The 26,935-nt window shown below is 45.3% G+C and carries 14 protein-coding genes; 8 read left to right on the forward strand and 6 right to left on the reverse strand.

Annotation, left to right across the window (positions count from 1 at the left end; translation table 11 throughout):
- Positions 1-11: 11 nt before the first annotated feature.
- From PCAR9_RS18585 to PCAR9_RS18595, 3 genes are all read left to right on the forward strand, one after another.
- Positions 12-2,078, forward strand: a complete 2,067-nt coding sequence (locus PCAR9_RS18585) for a glycoside hydrolase family 31 protein (protein WP_179984876.1) — start codon at positions 12-14, stop codon at positions 2,076-2,078.
- Positions 2,079-2,094: 16 nt separating this feature from the next.
- Positions 2,095-3,822, forward strand: coding sequence for a solute:sodium symporter family transporter (locus tag PCAR9_RS18590; protein ID WP_179984877.1), 1,728 nt, complete (start codon positions 2,095-2,097; stop codon positions 3,820-3,822).
- A 291-nt stretch (positions 3,823-4,113) separates the two neighbouring features.
- A complete protein-coding gene (locus PCAR9_RS18595; protein ID WP_179984878.1) occupies positions 4,114-6,522 on the forward strand; it encodes a TonB-dependent receptor in 2,409 nt (802 codons plus the stop codon).
- A 128-nt stretch (positions 6,523-6,650) separates the two neighbouring features.
- Here the strand turns inward: PCAR9_RS18595 and PCAR9_RS18600 are convergent, their stop codons facing one another.
- Positions 6,651-7,595, reverse strand: a complete 945-nt coding sequence (locus PCAR9_RS18600; protein WP_179984879.1) for a cation diffusion facilitator family transporter — start codon at positions 7,593-7,595, stop codon at positions 6,651-6,653.
- 393 nt (positions 7,596-7,988) lie between these two features.
- Between PCAR9_RS18600 and PCAR9_RS18605 the strand changes: the two genes are divergently transcribed.
- The gene (locus PCAR9_RS18605; RefSeq protein ID WP_179984880.1) at positions 7,989-10,673 is read left to right on the forward strand and encodes a glycoside hydrolase family 16 protein; all 2,685 of its coding nucleotides are present in this window, start codon (positions 7,989-7,991) and stop codon (positions 10,671-10,673) included.
- A gap of 67 nt (positions 10,674-10,740) precedes the next feature.
- Positions 10,741-13,686 carry a TonB-dependent receptor gene (locus tag PCAR9_RS18610; protein WP_179984881.1) on the forward strand — a complete coding sequence of 982 codons (2,946 nt, stop codon included), beginning with the start codon at positions 10,741-10,743 and terminating at the stop codon, positions 13,684-13,686.
- A gap of 101 nt (positions 13,687-13,787) precedes the next feature.
- Here the strand turns inward: PCAR9_RS18610 and nhaC are convergent, their stop codons facing one another.
- The 3 genes from nhaC to PCAR9_RS18625 form a co-directional block, all read right to left on the reverse strand.
- On the reverse strand, positions 13,788-15,275 hold the full coding sequence (nhaC, locus tag PCAR9_RS18615) for a Na+/H+ antiporter NhaC (RefSeq protein ID WP_179984882.1): 1,488 nt from the start codon (positions 15,273-15,275) through the stop codon (positions 13,788-13,790).
- Between the two features lie 232 nt (positions 15,276-15,507).
- Positions 15,508-18,060 (reverse strand): glycoside hydrolase family 3 protein, encoded by a 2,553-nt coding sequence (locus tag PCAR9_RS18620; RefSeq protein ID WP_179984883.1) that lies wholly within the window; start codon positions 18,058-18,060, stop codon positions 15,508-15,510.
- A 12-nt stretch (positions 18,061-18,072) separates the two neighbouring features.
- Positions 18,073-19,335, reverse strand: a complete 1,263-nt coding sequence (locus PCAR9_RS18625; protein ID WP_179984884.1) for a sugar MFS transporter — start codon at positions 19,333-19,335, stop codon at positions 18,073-18,075.
- 205 nt (positions 19,336-19,540) lie between these two features.
- Between PCAR9_RS18625 and PCAR9_RS18630 the strand changes: the two genes are divergently transcribed.
- From PCAR9_RS18630 to PCAR9_RS18640, 3 genes are read left to right on the forward strand one after another with little or no spacing between them, the layout of a single operon-like run.
- The gene (locus PCAR9_RS18630; RefSeq protein ID WP_179984885.1) at positions 19,541-20,899 is read left to right on the forward strand and encodes a GH1 family beta-glucosidase; all 1,359 of its coding nucleotides are present in this window, start codon (positions 19,541-19,543) and stop codon (positions 20,897-20,899) included.
- A gap of 20 nt (positions 20,900-20,919) precedes the next feature.
- A complete protein-coding gene (locus PCAR9_RS18635) occupies positions 20,920-21,921 on the forward strand; it encodes a LacI family DNA-binding transcriptional regulator (protein WP_179984886.1) in 1,002 nt (333 codons plus the stop codon).
- 1 nt (position 21,922) lies between these two features.
- The gene (locus PCAR9_RS18640) at positions 21,923-23,497 is read left to right on the forward strand and encodes a sugar porter family MFS transporter (protein WP_179984887.1); all 1,575 of its coding nucleotides are present in this window, start codon (positions 21,923-21,925) and stop codon (positions 23,495-23,497) included.
- Here the strand turns inward: PCAR9_RS18640 and PCAR9_RS18645 are convergent.
- Positions 23,487-25,073, reverse strand: a complete 1,587-nt coding sequence (locus PCAR9_RS18645; RefSeq protein ID WP_232091250.1) for an ATP-binding cassette domain-containing protein — start codon at positions 25,071-25,073, stop codon at positions 23,487-23,489. The two genes, PCAR9_RS18640 and PCAR9_RS18645, sit on opposite strands and share 11 nt — an antisense overlap.
- Positions 25,066-26,847: an ATP-binding cassette domain-containing protein gene (locus PCAR9_RS18650; protein ID WP_179985281.1), complete on the reverse strand. Its 1,782-nt coding sequence runs from the start codon at positions 26,845-26,847 to the stop codon at positions 25,066-25,068. The genes PCAR9_RS18645 and PCAR9_RS18650 overlap by 8 nt, the downstream gene beginning before the upstream one ends.
- Positions 26,848-26,935 lie beyond the last annotated feature (88 nt).

Here is a 26,935-nt window from a genome sequence, read left to right on the forward strand (position 1 = left end):
GTAATGTAGAAATGAGTAACGCTTTTTGTGTAACTGAACCAGATTGGAACGATATTGAAGCTGCTGACATCACCGAGCAGCCCTTTTTGTCTGACGATAAAACACTTATCGTCCCTACGCAATACGGCGAGTTGAGCTTAAGTATCAGCCAGTTTGGCTTACGCATTCAAAGTGATGTTAACGCCACTGATGACTTTGCTATGCTTACACAGTCGCCCGATAAGCAAACGTTAGTATATTCAGGTGGCAAGTCGCACAGCACGCTTGTCGCTGGCAATTATCGTTTAGAGATTTTTGCTTCTCCTCTACATTTTAAGCTGTATAAAGATGATGTGCTTGTTCAACAAAGCGCTACCGACGGCCACTTTGTGCGCCAGCATCGTTTACCGCCCTTTGCCAAAACAGACAGCGGATGGTTAGTGAGCCTGGAGCTTGGTTATGACGAGGCGGTTTACGGTCTTGGCGAGAAATGGGGCAAGCTTGATAAACGCGGCCAACTTATTCGTTCATACAATCACGACGCCCTTGGCGTAAACGCTGAGAAGTCGTACAAAAATACTCCGTATGCGTGGAGCCCTGAAGGTTGGAACCTTTTTGTACATACACCTGCACCTGTCACCCATGGCGTAGGATATGCGCTCTGGTCACAGCGAGCGTATGTCTGCTTAGTAGAAGATAATCTTCTTGACGTATTTTTGTTCCACCAAGACTCTCCAGCCCAAAGCATTAAAACCTACAGTGAATTAACCGGCTTTGCCCCTACACCACCTACGTGGAGTTTAGGCGTGATTCTTTCTAAAGCGTATTATAAAGATGCTGATGAGCTGCTCGCCGTAGCCCGTGAAGTGCGCGAAAAGAATATGCCTTGCGATGTTATTACCCTTGATGGTCGCGCATGGCAAGACACAGATACCCGCTTTGCTTTTGAGTGGGACCCGAAGCGCTACGAAGACCCACAGCCAGTTATTGATGAGCTCAAAGCGTTAGGTTTTAAAATCTGTGTATGGGAATACCCCATGATTTCAGTGAAAAACCCTCTTTATAAAAAAGCTGCAGAAAAAGGCTGGCTGATAAAAGATAAGCGCACTGGCGAAGCGTATCGCTATGAATGGGACTTGAGCCCATTTGGGGAGGTGCTTACGCCGCTGCCAGACTCAGGTATCTTAGACTTTACCCACCCAGAAGCTTATGAGTTTTGGAAAACCTCACACAAACCTCTATTTGACCTTGGTGTAGACATGATCAAGGCCGACTTTGGCGAGCAGCTAGAAGACGACAATATGCTGTCGTATAGCGGTGATTCCGGCAATCGCCTGCACAATGTTTACAGTATGCTTTATAACCGCTGCGTTTATGAGGCAGCTGCAGCTTACTGCAAAACTGGCCCATTCTTATTTAGCCGTTCTGCTTGGACGGGAAGCCAGCGCTATCCATCGCAGTGGGGCGGAGACCCGCAAGCTGATTGGCACGGCCTCGCGGCAAGTATACGTGGCAGCTTATCGTGGGGTATGTCAGGCGGACCCTTCTTTGCTACAGATATCGGCGGTTTTTACAAAGATACCCGAGATGCAGAGCTCTATGTACGTTGGGCGCAAGCATCAGTATTTAGCGCCCACATGCGATTACATGGTATTGGCCCTCGTGAACCCTGGTCATATGGTGATGAAGCATCAAATGCAGTTTTTAGCGCATTAAAACTGCGTTACAAGCTTATTCCTTATTTAAAACAAACCGCAGAAAAAGCCTCTCTCACGGGCCTGCCGGTTCAGCGAGCTATGGCGTTAGCCTTTCCTGACCAGCCGCTTACTCACGCTTTTGAACAACAGTTTATGTGTGGTGATGACTTGCTGGTGGTGCCTTGTGTCGTGCCTGGCGGCAAAATTAAATACTACTTACCTAAAGGCGAGTGGGTGCGCTTCGGTACCGATGAAGTGGTACAGGGTGAACAATACATAGAAGAGATATTGGCACTTAATGATGTTGCTGTATTCATTCAAAAAGGCAGTCGCATAGTAATGGGCCCAGATGTTCAGCATACCGATATGGATATGTCGAATATCTCGCACTGGCCAGCATAGCGCTTAGGAGTTGTTCATGGATATTACCCTTACTCTACTGTCATGTATGACATTTATGGCGATCGTTGCCGCTATCTCTTACATGAAAACCAAAGGGGAAGTTAACACACAAGATGGTTACTTCCTCGCAGGAAGAGGGCTGACCGGCACCTTTATAGCCGGGTCCATGATCCTTACTAACCTTTCTGCAGAGCAGCTTATTGGCTTAAACGGCTCTGCCTTCGGCTATAACCTTAGCGCCATGGCGTGGGAAGTAACCGCAGGTATCTCTACCATAATTATGGCGCTTATTTTCTTACCCCGTTATTTAGCAGGGGCTTTTTCCACCCTACCAGAGTTTTTACGAGACCGCTTCGACGACAGCGTGCGTAGAATGACCGTAGTACTGTTTATGGTGGGCTACTCATTAGTGACTATTCCATCGGTACTTTATTCAGGCTCCATTGCCGTTTTGCGACTGTTCGATGTACCGGGCCTTTTCAACGTAAGCTATGAAGTAGGCTTAGTCATAACCATTGTGATCGTGGGAACCATAGGCGCGCTTTACGCTATTTTTGGTGGCTTAAAGGCCGTAGCCGTATCAGATACCATTAACGGTGTAGGCCTTTTAATTGTTGGCTTGCTAGTCCCTATACTTGGTCTAATCGCTTTAGGCGACGGAAGCTTTAGTGACGGACTTTCAACTATTGCGACAACAGAAACAGAAAAGCTCAATGCCATAGGCGGCGCTAACGATCCAGTCCCCTTCGGTACTATTTTTACAGGTATGATATTAGCTAACCTGTTCTATTGGGGTACAAATCAATACGTTATTCAACGAACCCTTGGGGCAAAGAACCTGGTTGAAGGTCAAAAAGGTGTGTTGTTCTCTGGGTATTTTAAAGTACTCGTACCTTTCATGATGATGCTACCTGGCGTTATTGCTTACCATCTATACCAGGATGAAAACCTACAAACTATCGACCTCGCTTACCCCCATTTGGTTAAAGACGTACTGCCACAGTATTTGTCGGGGTTTTTCCTAGCTGTATTGCTTGGTGCGGTGTTTAGCTCTTTTAATTCACTGCTTAACAGTGCTGCCACTCTATTTTGCTTAGACGTTTATAAGCCCTTCAAGAAAGATAAAGTGAGTGACGAAAAGCTAATACGCGTGGCTAAGATCACCAGTATCGTAATTGCTGTGCTGTCTTTTATCACTGCGCCACTGCTTATGTTTGCACCTGAAGGCTTATGGCAAATTATTCGCATATTCACTGGGTTCTACAACATCCCTGTCATCACCATTGTGCTCGTGGGACTGTTTACTAAGAAAGTCCCTGCCCTAGCCGCAAAAGTGGCAATTATCTTCCACGTAATCGCTTATGGGCTATTGAAGTTCGTGTGGGAAGTGGATATTAATTTCATTCACATATATGCCATTTTATTCGCTATAGAAATGACCATTATGTTAACTATAGGTAAACTGTATCCAATGGCGACGCCATGGCATTTTACGCCTAAGGCCGAAGTTAATATGACCCCATGGCGCTACGCTATCCCCTGCGCGATTGTGCTGGTAGGCCTTATCGCTACCCTGTATCTGATGTTCTCCCCAGTGGGCTTTGTAGGCGGGATCAGTAACGCCTTTATACCGGCTTTAATTGGCTTGTGGGCAAGTTGTTTCGCCGCCATTGGCATTAGCCTTAAGTGGTGGCGGGTAAAATACGAGCAAGGCTTAAAGCGCCTTGCTTCTCAGCCGGCTTAAAACGAACACTTCGCTCCTGTATAGAAAAAACACAAAAAAGTTAACATAACGTTTGCAAACGACTTAACAATTGTTTAACTTAATTACTCTTATATAAGACATCAGACGAAAGATATCTTTTATAAAGACTGGTAATGACAAATCACATAGTGCGGCGTTTTAAATGATGCCCCTTATGTAGCTAAAAAAAATAAAAAACCAAACACCGTCTACTTACAACGGTTGATATATCCGAAAAATGTTGGCCATTGTTAGTTAGAGCGAGATAAGCGAAATACCCTGGAGAACAACATGAATACAAAAAGATCGATCATCAGTAAGGCGGTAACCCTTGCTATGACATCTGGATTGCTGCTTAACGCAAATGCCTATGCGCAAGATGCAGAGACTGAACAAACCGAAGCTGCAAAAGACGATAAGTCATTCGAGCAGATTGTCGTAACCTCACAGAAACGTGTACAAAGTATTAGCGATGTTCCTGTAGCAGTATCAGTATTACGCGGTGACCAGATAGAGTCGGCTTTCGCAAATAATGTTGAGAATCTTCAGGCTCTCGTCCCATCGGTAAGTTTTCGTAAAGGTACCACAACCCGTAACTCTGCATTAACGGTTCGGGGTATTGGCACAATTTCATTTAGTATCGCAGCAGAGCCAAGTGTGGCAACAGTAGTAGATGGCGTCGTATTAGGCCGCTCTGGACAGGCTTTTGCCGACCTATACGACGTTGACCGTATTGAAGTTCTGCGCGGCCCACAAGGCACACTTTTCGGTAAAAACGCGTCAGCGGGCGTAGTAAATATCACTACAAAAGACCCGTCACAGGACTTAACAGGTAGCCTTTCTACTGAATTTTACCAAGACAACGAATACCGTTTAAAAGGCACAGTGAGTGGAGGTTTAACAGACGACCTTTCAGCTAGCTTGACCGTTTTCCAAGGTAAATTCGACGGTTATATCGACAACGTCTATAACAACGAAACAGTAAATGGCTACGACCGCGAAGGTGCACGGGCTGTCGTGCTTTACGAACCAACCAACGATTTAAAAGTTAAATTTATTAGCGAATTTTACAGTGCTGATGACGACTGTTGTGCCGATTTAGAAGGCGTATCAAGCGGTCGTAACCCAGACTCTGAGGCAGCGCCTAGCAGTGCAACCATTGCAGACGGCATTGATTTAGAGCAGCGTCAAATTGACCATGATTTTGAGTCTCGTACCATCGACGACCATTCTGCCTTCTCTGTTCAGGTTGATAAGACCGTCGGCGATTATACTTTTACTTCAATCACAGCCCAGCGTTCATGGGAAAACACAGAATTTCGCGAAGGTGACTTTACCTCAATTGCTGGCGACAGCGATCAGCCTGTTTTCGGCGTACCGTTCCAACTGCACGATGTGGGTGAACAGGAGTGGAGTCAGTTTTCTCAAGAGTTCCGTGTTGCTTCTAACCTAGCAGGTCCATTTAATTTCCTTGCGGGTATATTCTACTGGAACATGGATTCTGAACGTAACTTTACACGAGATGCAAGCTGCCAAAACAATAATGGTCAGCTTGATCAGGCACTATCTTTTTACGCAGAAAACAATTTATCAGGAGACGACCTAACCAACGCGCTATCAGACTTAGACGCCTATGCAGACTCATTGGGTGTGTCTTGTAACGCAAACGATATCGTTTCTGCCACTGCATTTATGAGCACCGAGTTTAACAACTGGGCGGTATACGGCGATGGTACTTACGATTTAAGCGATGATATGCGTCTTATCTTCGGCCTTCGCTATACCGATGATGAAGTATCTTATAAGCATCGCCGTATTAGCAACGATGAATATGGACGCCGTGGTGTTGGTGTTCGCCCAGCGACTGAAAACACGGATGCAGAAGGGGTAGTAGATGAAACCAATCTGTCTGGCCGTGTTGGTCTTCAATACGACCTTGACCAAAATCAGATGGTTTATGCTACTTACTCACAAGGCTATAAAGGCCCGGGTTTCAACGTTTACTATAACTTTAATCCAGACAACGACGGTCGCCCTATTGGCGCTGAAGAATCTGACGCTTTCGAGATAGGCTACAAGTACGCAAGCCGCGACCTATTGTTAAACGTTGCTTTGTTTAGCACCGACATTGAAGGCTTCCAAGCGAATAATTTCGATTGTTCAGACGGTGCATGTATTACACGTCTGACCAATGCCGGTGATGTGACAACACAGGGTATCGAGCTTGATATGATGTGGAACGCAACCGACAACCTTACGTTAATCGGTGGTGCTGCATACACGAAAGCAGAAATCGATGAGTTTAACTGTCCTGAAGAAGCGACATGTACTGACCGTTCAGGGCTTGATGTTCCTTTCTCACCTGACATGAAATACTCGCTAAGCGCTGAATACTTTATGGAAACAGAGCACGGATTCGATGTTTACTATAACGCATCGTATATCTACACCGACGAGCAGTACTCTGACTTACCAGGCAATACGGGTGAATTTAATCCGCACTCATTGTTGCCTGACTACAGCATGCTTAATGCAAGCGTGAGTTTCTCATTCAAAGACGATGCATTCCGCGTATCTTTGATTGCTAAAAACTTACTTGATGAAAGCTATGCAACGACGTATAGCGGTGATAACTTCCGTTATCAAATCCCTCGCGACGCTGACCGTTACTACGGTGTAGCCTTCAAGGCACAATTCTAAATCTCTAAAGCGTGTGTGTTTAAAGGGGCGTGTATACGCCCCTCTTTTTTTGAGAGCGATAACTCAAGCGCTTAGGCAATTAGAAATACGATTATCTAACGGCTTCCTGTCCCTGCCTCTATTGCATGTTAATTTATCTCGTCGTGTTCATGATGATGAGAATGGGCATGCAAATGATCATTCTCATCACGGCATGGCTCTCCCGGTAGTTCGAACTCTACGGTTGTATGTGCAAGTGCAAATGGCGCTAGACGTCTATGAACCTCAGCTTTTAACTGACGTAACTTTTCATTGTCCACAGCACAATTGATGACGACATGAACGGTAAGCACATGTTGTTCACCATCTAAAGACCAAAAGTGTAAATGATGAAGCTCTTCAACATGCTCCATAGACAGCAACGCTTGGCTAATAGCCTTTCGCGTAGATACGTCAGGCACACCTTGTAAAAACAAAGACATTGTCTGCACAACGTATCTCACTACGTTTATTAATATAAAGAGGGTAAAACCTATCGATAATATTGGGTCGAGAATGGGCCATTCTACAAAGTGAAGTACAATAGCTACGACTAGCACTGCCACCCACCCCATCGCATCTTCAATTAAGTGCCAGTTAAGCACTTTCTCATTCATTGAGTGGCCGCCATGAAGTTTATAGGCCGCGAGGCCATTTACCATGATTCCCAATATAGCAAGTCCTATCATGCCTTCCGTTACAGGCATCTCTGGGTTATATAGACGTGGGATGGCCTCAGACATTACCCAAATTGAACCAAGTATTAAAATGAGACCGTTAATCATTGCTCCCATTAAACTTAGCCTTTTAAAGCCATAGGTATACTTTTCGGTAGAGGCTTTATGACCTAGTTTACTTAAGTACCAGGCTAACCCAATTGAGAGGGAATCGCCTAGGTCATGAACAGCATCTGCCATTATAGCCACACTGTTAGTGAGCCAACCACCGATAAACTCGATAATAGTAAACGTAAAGTTCAGCCAGAATGCCCATCCGATACGAGTGGAATCTTCCTTAGAAGAAGTAGTGTCGACATGATGATGGTGATTGTGCATGGGCTATGCTCTTTCTAAACTATAAAGAAAGCTTATCGTGAAGCACTATTTGGTGCGAGTGAAATACTCCAAACACCTTATTAACAACCAAGCCTTTCCATTTGTAAATGCTGAGTGAATCGTTAAAGCTATCTTTATAAAGAAAACCATTAACATCATCCAACCTACTGATAATATTTATATTTTTATATTTTTTACGATAAACAACCACTCTACTAAATGTTAATTTTTTGAGAACAGTATTGATCTTTACGTGTCAGTGGCTTAATGTAATGTAAGCGCTTTCAAACAGCCATTTTTATTTGACCCATTTTGTAAGCGCTTACACAAGCTTTTTACGTGGCATTTGCCACAACATAAAAACCCAATTTCTTTTGATCAGGGCTGAAAACAATGACGAAAAAAGCATCTCAACTCTCGCGGATAGCAGCCGCGATCTCAGTCACAACCCTATTTGGCTGTGGAGGTGGAGCAACAACCTCTACGGATATCGACGTTGTTGACGCAACGGTTCCCGTTACTGACTGGGAGCTTGTTTGGAGCGACGAGTTCGATGGAACCAGTATTAACGATGATAACTGGACCCATGAAGTAAACTGCGACGGTGGCGGTAACAATGAAGCCCAATGCTACACAGACAGTGAAGACAATTCATTTGTGTCTGATGGTAGTCTAAAAATTGTTGCGCTTCCTGCCGAAGAAGGTGCACCAAAGCCTTACACGTCAGCCCGATTAATTACTCAATACAAAGCCGATTTTAAATATGGCCGTTTTGAAATGCGCGCAAAACTACCGGAAGGACAAGGTAGTTGGCCGGCGTTTTGGATGATGCCTACTGATTCTGTATATGGCGGCTGGCCTCGCTCTGGTGAAATCGACATTATGGAAGCGGTAAACCTGAAAGCAGCAGACGCAGAAGGTAACCCTGAAAACCACATCTACGGCACCCTTCACTATGGTCAAGAATGGCCGAACAATGATAGCTCTGGTCAAGCATATTCTCTTCCTGATGGCGCGAACCCAGCTGATGACTTCCACACCTACGCAATAGAATGGCAGGAAGGTGAAATTCGTTGGTACATGGACGGATATTTGTACGCTACTCAACGTCGCTCTGAAGTGCGCTATAACGCAAATGGTGATGCCACAGGTCTTTCTCATCGCGGTTGGTACACTGAGTACTTCGACCAAATTACTGGTGAACTAGAGACTCAGTGGAATAACGCCCCATACGATCAAGAATTTTTCATGATCCTCAACTTCGCTGTGGGCGGAAGCTGGCCTGAAGCAGTTAACGAAACAGGCATAGATGCAGATGCATTCGTAGACGGTCAAACGTTCGAAATTGACTACGTGCGCGTTTATAAGTGTGCGTCAGATCCTGACACTGGTAAAGGTTGTGAAACTGTGCGTCCTGGCTACGACAGTGTAGACGATGCTTTGGTTGAAGGCGCAGCTCCCATCCCTTCTCCGCCTTCTACCGGCATTCCACAAGACTTAACCATTTTTGATGGCACTCCTAACCCAAATTGGGCAGCGTGGGATTGCTGTGGTGGCTCTACACCTCAACTTGTTGAAGATACTGAGCTAGGTCAGGTTTATGAATTTACCTTTGGTGCAGAACCTACCGTAGTTGGTTTTATCAGCCGCGATGCGTTTCTTACTGACCCAGAAGGTGAAGCCTCTCCATTTGATGCATCTCCCCTTGAAGGCATTGGTAGCTTAAAATTTGATTTAAAACTTGTTTCTGCACCTAATAACGCTGAAGCAAACTGGAACCTGAAAGTTGAAAGTACTGAAGCAACTACTGACGCCTCTTTTTCACTGATGAGCGGCTACGTTGGACCTTCAGATACTGCACCTGCTACACCGCAAGTGGGCGTATGGGAAAGCTATCAATTTCCTATCAGTATGTTTGCTGAAGCAGAACTAGATACCAGCGCCATTGATACCATTATGATTTTCCCTGACTGGGGCGCAGGTGAAGGTGCCGTTTATCAAATTACTAATGTAGAAATTTCACAGGACGGTGCGGTTGCATATCCTGAACTTACTATCTTCGAAGATGGCCAAAACCCTGACTGGCCCATGTGGGACTGCTGTGGAGGCTCTACGCCAACTGAAGAAATGGATAATGAAGAGCACGGTTTAACTGCAGAATTCCGTATTGGCGCTGAACCTACCGTAATGGGCTTTATTACTCGTTCTGCCGCTGGTGGTGGTGATACCCCATTTGATGCAACTGCACTTACAGATGGTGGCCTTCTACAGTTTGATATGAGAGTAGTGAGCGCTCCTAACAATCCAGACTCTACGTGGCTATTTAAAGTTGAGTCTAACGATGCATTAACTGCGGTAGAACTACCATTAGCGGATAGCGTTGAAGGTCAAGCTCCTGTTGAAGGTGAGTGGCAGACATATACGTTCCCTATTTCAGATTTGCAGGCCCGTGGCTTAGATGTTAGCGCCATCGACGTCATTATGGTATTCCCTGCTTGGAGTACTGGTGAAGGCGCCGTGTATCGCTTAGACAACGTAAAAATATACCATCCTGACAGTGGGCAAGACGCGCCTTCAGCGTCTGGCATTACCTTGTTTGCAGACACTGCGGCAGACCAGTGGCGTATTTGGGATTGCTGCGGTGGCTCAACGCCTACCGAGGAAGTTGATGATGCAGACCACGGAACAGTTGCTGAGTTTCGAATTGGCGCAACGCCAACGGTAATGGGCATCATTGCTGATGACGGTCACTCTTACGACGCGTCAGCACTACTTACTGACGGTGCTGTGCGATTTGAAATGAAAGTAAGCTCTATGCCTAACAATGCATCAGCGCCTTGGTTGTTCAAAATTGAATCTATCAATGTGTCATCAGCCGTAGAACTTCCTATTTCAGCTAGCCTTGAAGGTGTAGACCCTGTTGAAGGCGAGTGGCAAACCTATACTTTCCCTCTTCAAACGCTTTATGACTTAGGTCTGGATATCAGTGCAATCAACGTCATCATGATGTTCCCTGCATGGGGCTCTGGTGAGGGCGCAGTATACCGCGTTGATAATGTTGAAATTGCAGCGCAATAGCAAAGCATGTGTCGCCTAAGCAGTGCTTAGGCGGCATACAAAATTGATAAGAATTAGTAGGGCAATTATGAAAAACACACCTTTTAAAAAGACCCAGCTTGCCACATCAATGGCTTTGTTGATGGGCTCTTCTTTTGTGCTACCCGCGTACGCTCAAGAAGCAGAAACAGCAACGCCCGCAGAAGGCGAAGTAGAAGTTATTCAAGTTAGCGGTATTCGCGGCAGTATGATCCGCTCAATGGACCTAAAGCGCAGCTCGAGCGGTGTAGTAGACGCCATATCAGCTGAAGAGCTAGGTAAATTTCCTGATACCAACTTGGCTGAAGCACTCCAGCGTATTACGGGTGTAACTATTAGTCGTAATAACGGTGAGGGTAGCCAAATTACTGTTCGTGGTTTCGGCCCAGAATTCAATCTGGTAACCCTAAATGGCCGCCAAATGCCGGGTACCGGTTTTACCCGTTCTTTCGACCTTGCCAACCTTTCATCTGAAGGCGTAAGCACGCTAGAGCTTCAAAAAACTGCCCGTGCAGAAAACCCGAGCGGGGGCTTAGGTGCTACGGTAAATATCATTACTATGAAGCCGCTTTCCCAGTCAGGACAGAACGCGACTATTTCAGTAAAAGGTATTTACGATACGTCTAATGAAGCTGGTGACGATGTAACCCCTGAGATCGCAGGTGTTTACACCAATACTTTTGCTGATGATATGTTCGGATTCGGAGTATCATTTTCACACCAAGAGCGTGATTTCCAACAGCAGTCGGCTGCTATTCAAGGTTGGGTACTTCAAGAGAACGATGCTCTGCCTGAGCTAGATCCAAGCAACGTTGTTGACAACCGTACTAATATTACCGATGCGGCGTTCTTCCCGAAAGACATGAACTACAGCATTAATGATGTACAGCGTGAACGTTCAAATGGGCAAGTTACCTTCCAGTTCCGCCCTGTAGATGAGTTTACCGCGACGATAGACTACACCGCGTCTCGTGCAACTACCGGCACTAACAGTGTGGGTTGGGGTATTTGGAACAACTTTGGTGCTAACATCAATGCTTACGAGCTTGATGAAAATGGTACTGCTGTTTATGCAGATATCAGTGGCGATGACGGCTCCTTTACCGCAAGCCGCAACACTACCCGCGTTGATGCACGTTCACTAGGTGTAAACTTAGACTGGATGGTAAATGACGATTGGCATTTCCGTTTGGATTACCATGATTCTTATAACAAAACCGACAATGGTTATGACGAAGGATTGGGTAGCGCTGGGCAGATCATTCTTGGTTCAAATCAACTAGATTCTAAAGTTTATGACTACCGTGAAGGTGAAATTCCTCAAGTCTATGTAAACTGGAATAACGGCACTAATGAAATTATGCCGGGTGAAATTGACTCTAACTTTAGTCAGTTCATCTATTCACCAGGACGTTCTGACATTGAGCAACTGCAGTTAGACGGTACTTGGTATAACTCTGCGTGGGATATTCCGCTTGTTAAAATTGATTTTGGTGTAGCACGCACAGAACAGTCTCTATCTGGCTTTACCGCATGGAGCGGACTACGCGGCGGACCTGGCTTTAGCCCGTCGTTCACGGAAATCTTCCCAGACAGTATGTTCGTTCGCAACGACACCTCAGGCTTCTTAGACGCCTTTGATGGTGGCGGTGCAAATATGAACCCAGGCTATTACTACACCTTTGACTTTGATGAAGCCATTGCGCGTCAGCTTCAATTCATCACTGCTGACGTTGTGGGTGAAAGCAATGCGTATTCTATTGACCCATATTTCAGCGGTGATCCTTCGGTAAGCAATGTAGAAGAGACAACAGACTCTATTTATGTTCAGACCGAATGGGATTTTGAAGTTAGCGACTTTTATGTTCAGGTTAACGCTGGTCTTCGCTACGAAGAAACTGAGGTACCTAGCACAGCTGAAGTTCGTGTTCCTATCCAAGTGAACTGGGTTGCAGCTGGTGAGTGGATCACTGTTTTCCAAGACGGTGTTGAAGAGCAGGACTTTACCGGTAAGTACGATGTATTGCTTCCTATGTTCGACGTGAAAGTTGATGTAACTGACGACATTGTTGCCCGCTTCTCTTGGGGTAAATCGATTACTCGTGCACCTATCGGCTTCTTACAAGGCGGACGTTCGTTTAGCGGCAGCCCTAAAATTGGTTCAAGAACCGTGTCTGAAGGTAGTACCGACCTTAAACCTTATGAGTCAACTAACTTAGACTTATCTTTCGAGTGGTACTACGACGAAGCGAGCTATGCGTCTGTGGGACTATTTAGAAAGTCGGTTAAAAACTACATCGATACGCAAGGTGCACTTGAAACCTTTGACGGACTGAATGACATCTACCTTGGTCCAAGATGGCAAGAAGCGGTATCTGCACTTGAAGCAGACGGGATTCAAGCCACCGACAGCAACATTTACGACTACTTCTTGTCGGCGGGTTATGCCAACGCTGAAGGCGTAGTTGAGCCGAACTCTGACGACCCGCTTATTGAGTGGAACGTAGTGAAGCCACGTAACCTTAACGAATCAAAAACCGTTGAAGGTATCGAGCTTGCTGTTCAGCATACGTTTGGTGAAACAGGCTTTGGTTTTGGTGCTAACGCAACACTGGTTGACGGTGACGTAGAGTACGACCCATACAACCTAGAACAGCAAAACCCGCTAGTAGGTATCAGTGATTCAGCAAACTTCCAAGTGTTTTACGAGAAGGAAGGTTTGTCTGTAAAAGTTACTTACGCATGGCGTTCAGACTATGTTGTTGGTATTGGTCAAGCGCAAGGTTCATCAGATAACCCAGCTACCCAGTTCGACACCTTTGGTCAAGTTGATGCCAGCATCAACTACGATGTAAATGAGCACCTAACGGTGTTCCTAGAAGGTGTAAACATCAACGACGAAACCGAGCGTGGTTACGGCCGATTTGAAGAGCAATTCTTATTTGCCCGTCAGTATGGCCCTCGCTACACGCTAGGTGCTAGATACAGCTTCTAAGTTTAGTAAGCACTTACGATAAGGGCCTTTCTAAGGCCCTTTTTTATTCATGACCGTTGTCATCAATACAAAAGCTTAGTAAACCAATTACTAAGCTTTTGTTAATCAGTCATGGGTGTGCCGTCTTTGTTAAACTTCGCAATTGCAGCGCCAGACGCTTTCCAGTGTTCACGTTCGGCGTCTGTAGCTTTTGGCGAGAACCAGCCAACGAAGGCATAGAATATGCCTATCAAGGGAGCCGTCCAACATGCGAAAGCAAGAGGGATATACAGCAAGTTTTGCAAGTTGGCACCTGAAATACCAAGGCCGAGTGCGGATATTACAAAGGCACCACCGGCATTCCAAGGTATAAGCGGAGACATTAGCGTTCCTCCCTCTTCAATACCGCGTGACAGATTGAGGGTGGAGTAGCCCATGCCACGGTAAACAGGAGAATACATCCTTCCAGGTAAAGCCACCGACAGGTATGGGTCGCCTGCCACTAGATTAGTAGAAAAGGCAGTGCCAACAGCCGCAACCTGTGTACCGGCAAAGGTCTTTGCTTTGCTTTTGATTGCGTTAATGATGCTTCGTAAGCATCCCGTAGTTTCTAACGCTCCGCCGAAACCAAGGGCAATAAGCACCAAGGAGATGGTCCACATCATAGACTGAACACCACCGCGATTAAGCAAGCTATCTATTTCAACGATATTGGTATTAATGGAGTAGCCGTTGTTTGCGTAATCGAATACGGCCTGCAGGCTTTGCCCCTGCATAAACATGGCAAATACACCTCCCACTACGGCACCAGCAAATAATGCAGGAAGTGGCGGAATCTTTTTAAGTGCTAACCCCATAACAATCAGTGCTGGCGAGAGAGCCCAGCCAGAAATGGTGAAATTATCTTCTAGTGCTGTGGTGATACCCGCAATTTTAGCAAACGAAACGGTTTGTGCATCTATGACAAAGAAACCTACACCTAGATAAATCAAAAAAGCGATTACCATGGCGGGGATTGTTGTTGCCATCATATTTTTTATATGTGAAAACACATCCGTACCCGTAACGGCTGGAGCAAGGTTTGTGGTATCCGACAGCGGTGAAACTTTATCGCCAAAGAAAGCCCCAGAAACCACGGCTCCCGCGGTCCAATACATGGGTATATCGAATCCCTCACCAATGCCCATTAATGCTAAACCAACGGTGCCTACGCTCCCCCAACTTGTACCTAGCGAAACGGAAACGACTGCACATATGACCATACCGGCAGCCAGAAAGATTTGGGGAGAAAGGGTCTTTAACCCATAGTAAATAATGGTAGGTACAGTACCGCTGGCGATCCAAATACCTATGATCATTCCGACAACAATAAGAACACTTACCGAAGGCAAGGCCACGTGGATGACTTTAAATATCCCCGCTCTCACTTGTTCCCACGTCAGACCAAGATAAGTCCCTACAAAACTGGTCAATGCTATGCCAATAGCAAGCGGTATGTGAGGCTCAAACACGCCGAAGTAGAAAATCTGCATACCCAATATCAAAAGGGTAAGAATAACCGGCGTTAAAGCAAGATAAAGGTGGGGTGTGGGTGTTTTTTCAATTGTCATATTACTACCCTGTAAATAAACATTGATGTGAACGGGGATTCATCACAAATACCCTGCTTGAATCAGTTTTCATCCAGCCACTGATTTGCAGACTTAATAAGCATACTTACGGGGTAACGTGGAGAAAAGATCGGTGAGATCAATGAGTGGGGGTTGAGCTTTTTACAAACAAAAACGTCGCCAAGGCTTTGCCCCGGCGACGTTGTTCAAGGTCTATTGATAGAGCTTTAACTTACTCTTGGCAGCTTATACTCGCTGATTCTGCCGCACTTGGCGTAAACTGAATATCTGCGACGCTCAAACTTGCCTTACCTGAGCTGCCTAGCTCAAACGGTACGACAAGACCAGTGAAGTCAATGCCCCCGTCAACAAAGCACTGCAGGTCAATACTCACGTTTGTCCATGTATCAGCAGGCATTGCTTTTAGCTGCTCGCTAATATCAATCTGCGTTGAACAGCTGCCCGCAGCATCACCTTCGCCCTCACAGTTCATGCCCACGGTAACAGGCGCATTAATATCTGAGTGACGGCTAACGTTAAAGCTTAACACACCTTCTGTAAGTAGTTGTGCACTTAAATCTTCACGGAAGAAGCTTTTGCTAGCAAAGCGCATAGCCGCAAATTTAGAGCCATCAAAGGTGACTTTTCGTGCATCTTCTTGCACTACTTTGTCTACAGTGCGGTAGGTCAGCGCACCAAGGGTGTGAGTGCTTGCATTTACAGGTAACGTTTCATCACCTGAATACAGCCATAGTACCCATGGTGACTGCACGGCACCATTAAGGATTACCATCGGCTTGTTGCTGTCAGTGCTGACTTTTATTTCAGTATTTAACGCATCGCTTAATACATTTTCATCGCTGAAAGTAAGACCAAAACCATAAGGTAAGAGCGGCTCGTAAGCCTCATCGCCTTTATTAACTATCTGCTGAGGCTCTGATGGCCAAGAGAAAGATAGTTTTCCTTTGAAGTCTTGCTCGCCAAACAGCACATCAGCTACCGCAGCACCTTCAGAGCCAGGTAACCAAGCGGCGACAAAAGCGTCAGATGCATTAAGCTCGGCATTTACCCACATTGGGCGGCCGCTGATAAACACAGATACCACAGGAATACCTTGAGACTTCAGCTTTTCAAGTAGCGCTAAGTCTTTCTTACTGCCGTATTGGTAGATAAGCGTTTCTCTATCGCCGTGGCCTTCTGCGTAAGGCTCTTCCCCGAATACCACAATGGCGACATCTGGCTTAGTTTCAAAATCGCCCTCAACAGAAAGCTCTACGTTACCACCTGCACTTTCGACATGCTCTTGTATACCGTCGTAAATAGAACTACCGCCTGGGAAGTCGGCATTAGTATTGTTGGTGCCTTGCCACGTAATACTCCAGCCACCAGACTGCTTACCAATGTTGTCGGCGCCATCACCGGCCACTAATATATTTTTATTTGCGGAAAGAGGCAGAGTTTTATCTTTGTTTTTCAGCAGTACAAGTGACTCACGTACCGCTTGTGCAGCTACTTCGCGATGCTCAGCTTTGCCAATTAATGAACGGTTACCTGAAAGTGGTCGATTTGCTGGGCTAGGCTTATCGAAAAGGCCCGCTCGTACTTTCACACGAAGAATACGGCGCACAGCATCATCGATACGCGTCATCGCGATAGTGCCATCTTTCACTTGCGCGAGGGTGTTGTCGTACAGTACCTTCCAATCGTTAGGTACCATGAAAATATCCAGACCCGCGTTGATAGCTTGCGCGCAGTCTTCGTTATTACAGCCTTTAACTTGGCCGTGACCGTTCCAATCGCCAACTACAAAGCCGTCAAAGCCCATTTGGTCTTTAAGTACATCATTTAATAGATACTTATGACCGTGAAGTTTGTCGCCATTCCAGCTGTTGAACGATGCCATAACAGACTGCGCACCAGCGGTTAATCCGCCAACATAACCTTGGGCATGAATATCGAATAGCTCTTGCTCGCTAGCTACGTTATCACCTTGGTCGTCTCCGCCTACGGTACCGCCATCACCGACAAAGTGTTTTACCGTGCTGATTACACGCTGATCGCTTAAAAAGTCTTTGTCAGCAGCACCTTGTAGACCTTTAACCACAGATGCGGCATATTCTCTTACAATCGCCGGATCTTCAGAGTAGCTTTCATAGGTTCTGCCCCAGCGATCGTCCCGTACCACAGCAACAGTAGGCGCAAATACCCAATCAATGCCCGTAGCCATCACCTCTTTCGCTGTGATATGAGCAATTTTCTCTACTAGCTCAGGATTATTCGCCGCACCTAAACCTATGTTATGAGGAAATAAAGTGGCGCCAATAACATTGTTATGGCCGTGAACAGCATCGGTACCCCACATTGTCGGGATTGTTGAACCATCTAGGCTGTCGTCAATGGAAGCTTGATATAGCTTTTCGGCAAGTTCCACCCAATCTTCAGGAGTTGCATGCTTGTCGTTATTCGGAAACGCGCCACCACCATTGAGGTAAGAGCCAAACCCATACTTACGCATGTCTTCAACAGTGATATTGCGAATTTCTGGCTGTATCATCTGCGCAATTTTCTGTTCAAGCGTCATGGTAGATAAAATATCATCTACCTTTTTCTCTACCGCAGGGTCTGACTTTACTTCGATATCTAGCTTAGGCCATATCTCACTGGCTTTATTCGTTTTTTCTACGGCACTGTTAACTGAAGAAGCGTCTTCATCGGATGCACAAGCGCTAACTAAGACACTGACCAATGCACCTGCAACAACCTTCGCGATTAGACTTTTTCGCATTATTAATCCTCGTTACTTTTCCGTGGTTTGAAATTTAGATACGCGACTTCCTACAAGGCCGTAATAAGCAATGTAGATATAGCACGAAGCGGGTAATAGGAATGAAAGCGTGACCCCAAATGAGTCGGCCAGCATACCTTGAAAAAGTGGAACGATAGCCCCCCCCACAATAGCTAGGCATAAAATACCTGAACCTTGCGGTGTGTCCTTACCTAGTTGCTGTAGTGCAAGACTGAAAATGGTAGGGAACATTATTGAGTTAAATAAACCTACGCCTAATATACTCCACAGCGCAAGGTCACCCGTACTTGAAAGCGATAGCAAAATAAGGCCAATTGCTATACAAGCATTAAAGGCCAATACATAACCACCTGAGATTTTTTGCATAACGACAGCGCCGATAAAGCGCCCTACCATGGCTCCGCCCCAGTAATACGCCAGCAGTTTTGCCGCGCCAGCTTCAGTTAAGCCGCCCACCGCAGGGCTAGCTAAGTAGTTAACTAGCATGCTACCAATGGCAACTTCGGCACCTACGTACATAAATATACCCACCGCACCTAATACAAGGTGCTTGTGATGCCATGCGCCGCCTTTAAATACACCTGCATTTGCGCCTGTGTGGTTAAGCTTAGGTAACTTCAAGTACATGAATACAAGAGCAAGAAGCAGTAGCGATGCCGCCAATATAAGATAAGGAACCTGTACATCTGATGGACTTGGCGTGCCGCCACCGTGCTCACCTGTGGCACCGTAGATAAGATAAGAGCCGAAGAATGGCGCCACTGTGGTACCAAACGCATTGAATGCCTGGGTCATGGTAAGTCGTGACGATGCCGTTTTAGGGTCACCAAGTGCTGTCACGAAAGGGTTGGCAGACACTTGAAGTATAGTTATACCTGACGCCAACACAAAGAGCGCCAACAAGAAAATACCATAAATTTGACTAGACGCAGCAGGGAAAAACAGCAAACAGCCTACACATGCTATAGCTAAGCCAAGCACAATACCTTTTTGGTAACCAATGCGCGACACAACCATTCCCGCAGGGAGCGAAACGATGAAATAAGCGCTAAAGAAACAAAATTGAATTAACATTGCTTGCGTAAAGCTAAGGTTAAAAGCTCCTTTTAGATAGGGAATAAGAATGTCGTTCAAACATGTAATAAATCCCCACATGAAAAACAACGTGGTAAGTGAGATTAGCGCAAAACGGTAGCCACCGTTTGCCCCTTGCTCTTGGGCGGATGAAATATTCGGCTGAACTGGTGTGTCCACAAGTAACCTCTGTTGCTATTTTTCTGATTAATGATAAATTTACATTTGAAAGCGCTTACATGCTTATCTATATTATTTTGTAAGCGCTTACATTGAGTAGATAATTACATGAAGCGTTATCGAATTCAATGTAAATATGATGTTATTTGCTTAGCAATTAGCAAAGCAAATATGACGAAATTGTTATTGCTAGGACATTTCTACGATGAAAGACATTAACCTTCCATCCAATTCTATGATGCTTTCTAAAGACTTTCTGTTTGGTGTAGCAACATCAAGCTTTCAAATAGAAGGTGACAGAAAAGGAAGGTTGGACTGCATTTGGGATACCTTCTGTGAAAAACACGGAACTATTTCAGATGCAACTAACGGTGATGTAGCTTGCGATCATGTTGCGCTTTGGAAGGAAGATGTAGCGCTTATCGATGCCTTAGGTGTCGATGCCTATCGATTATCTATTTCTTGGCCCCGCGTTATGATGCAAGACGGCACTGTTAATGAAGTAGGTATGCAATTTTACGTCAATTTAGTTAACGAAGTCGTAAAACGCGGTATGAAAGTGTTCGTTACGCTTTATCACTGGGATTTACCACAATACCTTGAAGACAATGGTGGCTGGCTAAACCGCGATACCGCCTACGCATTTGAAAAATACGCAGAGGCCGTAGCAAAGGCATTGGGCGAGAAAGTTTATTCTTACGCCACGTTAAACGAGCCATTTTGCTCTGCTTATTTAGGCTATGAAGCCGGTATTCATGCGCCTGGTAAAACAGGGATGCGCAACGGGCGTAAAGCAGCGCACCACCTGCTGCTTGCGCATGGATTAGCATTGAAAGTACTTAATAACCATTGCCCGAATAGTCAGAACGGTATTGTGCTTAACTTTAGCAATTGCCATACAACAACGAATTCTAATGAAGATAAGCACGCGGCTAAGCTGGCCGACGACTACCATAACCAGTGGTATTTAAAGCCGATAATAGAAGGTAAATACCCTGATGTTATCGACATGCTCGATGCTGATAGCAAACCAGAAATACTTGAGGGTGATATGGATATCATTTCTCAACCTATCGACTATTTGGGTATTAATTTCTACACACGCACTCTGTATCAAAGTGATGGAAATGGTTGGTTTGAGATTGTTCCACCAGCAACAAACGAGCTAACCGCTATGGGCTGGGAAATTACCCCTGACGCATTTACCGAACTGCTCGTTGATCTTAATGAGCGCTACGACTTACCGCCTATTTATATTACCGAAAACGGTGCGGCAATGGATGATGTTCTTAATAACGGCGAAGTTATAGATGATACGCGTACTGCTTATTTTCACACTCACTTAAATGCCGTAAATAGAGCGATGGAAAAGGGTGTGGACATTCGCGGATATTTTGCATGGAGCCTGATGGACAACTTTGAATGGGCGCTGGGTTATTCAAAACGTTTCGGCATTGTATATGTTGACTACGAAACCCAAAAACGCACCTTAAAACAAAGTGCCCTGGCATATTCAAAACTGGTGAAGAGTCGTATAAATGGGTACATTAGCGGTATTAAATAAGGACAATTACTAGAAACCGTATGGCAACAATTTACCAAGTATCAGAAGCAGCTGGGGTATCGCTGGCTACCGTCTCTCGCGTTATGAATGGAAACGCGAAAGTAAGCGAACGCACGCGTAAAAAAGTGGAAGACGCTATGGCATCGCTGGGCTATCAGCCCAACGCTATTGCGCAATCTCTGGCATCAAACCGTACCAATAGTGTGGGTTTACTTGTTTCCGAACTGCATGGCTCATACTTTGGTGACTTGATGAGTACGGTTGAACACGTGCTAAAGAAAAGTGGTAAGCATGTAATCATAACCGCGGGACACGTCGATGAAGAGCGTGAACACGAAGCCATAGAGTTCTTGAAAAGCCGCCGTTGTGACGCACTTATCTTGCACGCAGAGGCCGTCTCTGACGACTACTTGAAAAAGCTGGTCGACAGCAAAGTCCCGGTTGTAGTGATTAACCGAAAAGTAGACGATCTAGAGCAACATTGCTTTGTTGTAGACAACGTAAAAGGTGGCTACTTAGCTACGAAAGCGGCCATTGACGCGGGTCATAAGAAGATAGCTTACATTAGCGGACCGCTATTTAAAAAAGATGCAAGCGATCGTCTTGCTGGTCACAAAAAAGCCCTAGAAGAAGCAGGACTTACATTTGACAGTAACAGCTTGTTCGAAGGCGACTTCCATGAGTCTACAGGACAGGAAGGGATGCATTACCTTCAAGCGACTTTCCCAGACTTTACCGCCCTTGTATGCGCAAACGATGAAATGGCCTCTGGCGCAATGACGGCGGCTCGAGAAGCTGGATTTGATATCCCAACTCAGCTTTCCATTGTTGGTTTCGATAACGTGCTATTTTCGCGCTATCTTTATCCTAAGCTAACAACCATTAATAACCCTATTCACGCTATGGGAGAAATGGCCGCTTATTGGGTACTTGAACATGTTTATGACATTAAAAGTCCTATCCCAATTGAGCACTTATTTGTTCCTGAAGTCGTCGATAGGGACACACTAGGCAAATTATAAAATGCATAAAGCCCTGACTCCCTCGCTATACTACACGCTCATTGTTTCCCTTGGTGGATTCATATTTGGTTTTGATGCCAGCGTAATAGCCGGAGCCAATGGCTTTATTGACGCCGAATTTAACCTAAGTGATTGGCAGCAAGGTTTTGTAGTCAGCTCTCCCACGTTGGGCGCACTTATTGCCATGCTCTTTGCAGGTGGCATAAGCGATGCTATCGGAAGACGAAAAGCCCTGATCCTTGTAGCTTTCTTGTATTTGCTTTCCTCCATAGGCTCTGCCCTTGCCCCTAGTTTCGAACTGCTAGTGCTGGCTCGCTTTATTGGCGGCATAGCATTTTGCTCTCTCATCATTGCCCCACTGTATATTTCAGAGATTAGCTCACCAGAAAACCGTGGAAAAATGGTATCGGTAAATCAACTCAACATTGTGTTTGGTTTCGCCTTGTCCTATTTCACTAACTACTACTTGCTACAACTTAGCGGCAGTGGAGCAGCTTGGGTTGCTGATTGGGGTTTAGACACTCACCTATGGCGCTACATGCTAGGGCTTGAAGTCATTCCAGCCGCGCTGTGGTTTGGCCTACTATTTACTATTCCACGTAGTCCTCGATGGTTAGTACTAAAAGGTAGACAAGAAGAAGCAGAGCTGGTGATAAACCGCCTTTTCGATAAGGCACAAGCCCATGCACTTGTTAAGGATATTGCGTCTTCGCTTGATGAGAAGACTTGGACATTACGCGAACGCCTTGGTTTTTTAAAAGCAAAAGCCATGCGCTTTCCTTTGATGGTAGGAATCATTATTGCCATTGCGCAGCAAATTACCGGCATCAACGTTATCTTTTTCTATGCACCTACTATTTTTGAACAAAGCGGCGTGGGTACCAACGCCGCCTTTATGCAGGCAGTATGGATTGGTGTAGTGAATGTCGCCTTTACTGTTGTGGCAATGATGACTATTGATAAGTGGGGTAGAAAGCCACTACTCATTGTGGGTTTGACCGGAGTTGTACTTAGCATGGCTATCTGCACCTATGGTTTCAAACAAGCCACTTACCAAGTTCAACAAACTGCGATTAGCACTATTCAAAAAGAGGCTCCCATCGCAGCAAGCAAATTAGAGCCTTTAACCAACCAAGTCTATTATTCGGACGTGGAGTTTAAACGCGCGCTCAAAACTGTTTTATCAAGTAAAGACTTTGATACTTACCAACAACCATTGCTAACCAGCAGTATCACAATGAACGCGCCCTTAGTGCTATTTGGCATTATCGCGTTTGTAGCCTCTTTCGCTATGTCTTTAGGCCCTGTAATGTGGGCGATGCTAGCCGAAATTTTTCCTAATCAAACTCGTGGTTTAGCTATCTCTTTGGTGGGCGTGATTAACTCCTTAACCAGCTTTCTTGTTCAAATTATCTTTCCATGGGAGCTAGCTAACTTAGGCGCAGCCACAACATTTGCTATTTACGGCTGTTTTGCCTTAATCAGCCTCATTTTAGTTGCTAAGCTATTTCCGGAAACTAAGGGTAAAAGCTTAGAAGACATTTCAAGAAACTTTGAACATAAGGCTATGAAATAGCGCACTGTGTTTGCAGTGAAGTTTTAATGTCGGCTTCGCCTAGTTGAAGGTGCGTTTTTACGTTTAGCGCGTCTGGTGTTGTGTGGGATGCAACTAAAATCAATGTAGTAGCAGAAAGACTATTTAGTACCTCACTCACCTTTTGTTGTGTGTAAGAATCTAACCCCTCAAAAGGTTCATCTACAGCAAGAACTGGTGGCTTCGCTAGTATTGCACGAGCTAGCGCCAATCGCTTTCGCTCACCACCGGATAAAGGCCTTCCAGCTTTTCCTACCCAGTTCTTTAAAGGCAGAATCTCTTCCAAGCCAAGCGCAGACAACAACTCACTCATTTCATTTTGAGAAATATCGTTGCCCGCTGGGTCTAGGTTTAAGGATATACTGCCTGATAACACAATAGGTTCCTGCTCTACATAACGCCAGTTTGTCACCATACCCTCAGGCATACCTATACCGTCAATTACGCGCAGCCCTGTAGCTGGCAGCAAACCAATAATTGACTGCAGCAAGGAAGACTTACCGCATCCCGACGGCCCCGAAACACAAACAACACCATTCGCAGGTAGCGAACTATTAACTATACTTGCATGTCGACCTTTAGCAGAAAACTGAATTAAATTAAGTGAGTGTATTATTTCTCTATCACGATACTGCTTAATTGGCGTGGCTTTAAGTTGCTTAAGAGCACTGACGCTTTGTTTATACTGCGCAAACTTACTTACACTTAAAAAGCCTGCACCTGCCCAGTCTGGCGCTGCCAATAGAACCATAGGTATGACTATGGCGATAGGTGCAAATACAAAGGCCGACGCCACGGGTGAAACACCCGACATGACTAGAACAACAAATAAAAATGCTAATCCTTGAAACCACCATGCTGTTCTTTGTGCCTTAGCTTTTTGCGCCTGCTGATAACGCCATACCTGACTAGCACTCGGTATTTTAGTGCTGTCAGGGTTAGATGTGGCAGGATCACTTTCAATCATCGATTTGTCCAGATGCCAAATGGCACTGCGGTTGAAAAAATCGGAAGATTGCTGGCGAAATAGCTTGTTTGCTTTATTGGCTTTTTTCGCAAGCGTTAGTGCGCTTAGGCCTTGCACGGCCACAGAAACTAGCCAAGCAACAAGTAGCGCCAGAATATAAAAAGCGCCTGGGAGGTCGAGGTACACCGCAGCAGCGCACAAACCTGTGAAGATAAATACAACGCTTGATAGAGGGGCAACCCATGCAATCCATTTGCTCGCAAGCTCTTCAGTATGTTGCGCTAGTGCTTCTGTGGTATAGGCCTTATCAGTAATCTGACTGTTTTCTAGCTGACGAAAAACGCGCACCCGTGCTTTTGCAATGCGTGCTAGGAGGTCATTGTGTCCGAACCACATACTGGCATAACCTGACGCAATACGAAGGAGCGCCAAAGCGCGAATGACCACAGCAGGTATTACATAGTTAAACCCCACTGGCGCGATTGCACTAATCGCGATAAACCAAGCAGAAATAACAAGAATACTAATCCCCGCTATGCCATGCAAAAGAGCCAGTAGTAACGTCAGATAAGCGGGTTTTCCATTATTCAAAACCGAAACTCCTTTTCTGATCATTTGAATTTTTATTGACAGCACTGGTTACTACTTTCACTACACTTGCTACATCACAATCGTAATTGCCATGTTCTATACCAGTGTCGCTGTGATCATTATTCGCTTCAGTATTTGCTTGGTTGAGTGACGTTTTTTTCTCAACCGACCAAAACTGATTAAACCAATTACTTGGCAATGCTTTGTGAGAAGCCCATATCAAGGTTTTGCTCTCGCCCAAACGCTTAATCAACTGAGCTAGCCTATGGTGTTGCTCATCGGGTAGATGTGCGGTTGGTTCATCGAGAAGCCAGATACTTTCATCACGTAATAGCGCTCTTGCCAGTGACAAACGCTGTGCTTCACCGCCTGAAAGTTGAGGGTAGTCTGTCATCACAGTATCAAGCCCATAGGGCAACAGTGTTAGCCAAGCTTCAAGTTCAACGTCTTGCAATGCGGTCATTAAGATGTCATCGGAGTGGGTATCGTTAAGACATAGGTTCTCTCGCACTGAACCTGGCGTGATGACTGGGTGCTGAGTGATCCACACTACTGGCTGTTCGAATTTATGGGTCGCTGGCCTTTGGCCACTAAGCGCCTCTAACAATAAGGTTTTGCCCGCTCCAGATTTCCCATTAAGGAGCACCTTATCGCCTTTTGAGATTATCAAGGAGTTAGCTTTTAGTAAGGCAGGTTGTACGTGCCCTTCTTTAAGTGAAGCGGGCTCACGCAAGTCAAACACGTTGAAGTTAGAAGCATCTAGTAACCGTGACATTTCTTCAGGATTATCGGCGCTATGAGCACAAGATTGTAGTGAAATCGTATTAGCCACGTGTGAGTACAAGGGAGCCAGTTCTTGTTGCGCTGCTTCAGCCTGAGCTTTTTGATGATACACCTGCCCCAGTTTTTTCATTTCACTTAGTAACAAGGGTACGGTAAGTAAAATCCATAAGCCTTGCTGCAAGGTTATAGCCGGGCCAATTTCAAGCTCACCTAATAGCGAAAACCCAATAAATACCGCCACTAACGCAACAGCAAGAGTGGCAAAAAAATCGAGCACACTATTAGATAAAAACGCGACACTGACGATTTTCATTGTACGTGTATTCAAATGTTCGCTTGCTTCTTTTAGCAGGGCAGTTTGTCTTTGATGCGCTTGAAAATTTGATAGCATCGGCAACGCCGCTAAGCGATCTGTAAATAAGCTTCCCAGCCTTTCAAGAGCGACAAAGTGTTTACGATGCAGTGCAGCTGCGCCCTTACCAACAATAATCATGAAAAGCGGCACAACGGGCAGAGTGATAAGTAAACCAAAGCCAATAACGGGATTGACATAAAAAATCACTGTTAATGCTAATAAAGGCACTACAACGGCTATTGTTTGCTGAACACGATATTCCAATGCCCAATCTGTAAAAGCTTGTAGATTCTGTAACCAAAGCGTTTGCCAATAATAGACTGAGTTTTGGCGAACTAATGCGTGCTGTCGAAGGACAAATATCTTCTTTAATTGCATCTCTAATTTGGCAAGCACAGCGGTCTTCGCTTGGTACGACAACCGATTCACTACTCCCTGAAATAACCAGGTTATTCCTAAGCAAACAGATAAACCCAAAAGGTCACTTTGTAACGCAGGTGTTTTATGCACCACCCAATCTTGTGCAATGTTAGAAAAATAGTAAAAGCCAATAATCAAAGAAAAAAGCGACAAACACTTAACTGCTACCTGTGACATAAGCGAACGGCGCAGGCCAAGCATGTGCGCGCTATCCATTTCCTTACCCCACTGAGTAAGCGTTTGTCTGTTGGGAACCTTTTCTTTGATCACTGTTAGTTTCTATCTTTTTTGTTGTTTCGTTTCT

The sequence above is a fragment of the Alteromonas macleodii genome, from assembly GCF_903772925.1.
Taxonomy (GTDB): domain Bacteria; phylum Pseudomonadota; class Gammaproteobacteria; order Enterobacterales; family Alteromonadaceae; genus Alteromonas; species Alteromonas macleodii_A.